1 protein-coding gene is annotated in these 926 nt (G+C 71.4%); it reads right to left on the reverse strand.

Features of this window, described 5'->3' with window-relative positions; genetic code table 11:
• Nucleotides 1-926 (reverse strand): OmpA family protein (locus DYI24_RS27200; RefSeq protein WP_164574528.1); only part of this gene is annotated, 926 nt, incomplete at both ends.

Raw genomic sequence — 926 nt, forward strand, 5'->3', positions numbered from 1 at the left:
CGCCGGTGGCGTTCGCGGTCGTGACCTCCGCGGGCGCAGCGGCCGGCTTGGCAGCTGCCTGCTTGGCCGCATCATCAGCCGCCTTCTTCGCCGCCTCATCGGCAGCAGCCTGCTTGGCGGCCGCTTCCGCCGCGGCTTTGGCTGCGGCTTCCTTGACGGCGGCTTCCTTGGCGGCGGCTTCCTTGGCCGCAGCTTCAGCGGCGGCCTTCGCGGCTGCTTCCTTCGCCTCGGCGTCCGCCTTGGCCTTGGCGGCAGCATGCTTCTGCGCCGCATCCTTGGCGGCCTTGGCGGCAGCCTCCTTGGCAGCGGCTTCCTTCGCGGCCGCCTCGGCCTTGGCTTTCGCCTCGGCTTCAGCCTGCAGCTTCGCCACCGTCTTGGCGGCCAGCGCCGCGCCACTCAGATCGTCGACATCGGCAACGCGGCGCACGCCCGGCACCTTCAGGATCTGCTCGCCGAGTGCGGCCCGCACCTTGTCGGTGCCGAGATCGGCCGGCAGCAGCACGTCGCGCCCGGCGACGTCGAAGTTCAACGGATCGGCGCCGGCTTCCTTCACCACGTCGGCGACGCGCTCGCGCAGATCCGGCTCCAGTTTCGGCAGCGTGGTGATGCCGAACACCGCCAGGATCAGGCCGGTCGCGAACAGGCCGACCCACCAGCCTTCGAACCGCACCGGCAGCAGGCCCGGCGCGATGCCGCCGGCCAGCCCGCCGACGAAGTAAGCAATCACCAGCCCGACGCCGGCTTCGAGCAGCAGCTCGGCCTTGCCGGAGGCGAGTTGCGCGGCGACCAGCACCAGCGCCACGGCGAGCACGACGCCGACCCGGCTCACCCAGTAGTTCTCGAGGTCGGCCGCCCAGCCGAATTTCTGCGCGAGCAGCGGCGTGACCGCGCCGACGACGAAGGCCGCCGCCAGCCAGATCCAATAA

Source organism: Rhodopseudomonas sp. BR0C11 (assembly GCF_010820945.1).
GTDB lineage: Bacteria > Pseudomonadota > Alphaproteobacteria > Rhizobiales > Xanthobacteraceae > Rhodopseudomonas > Rhodopseudomonas palustris_H.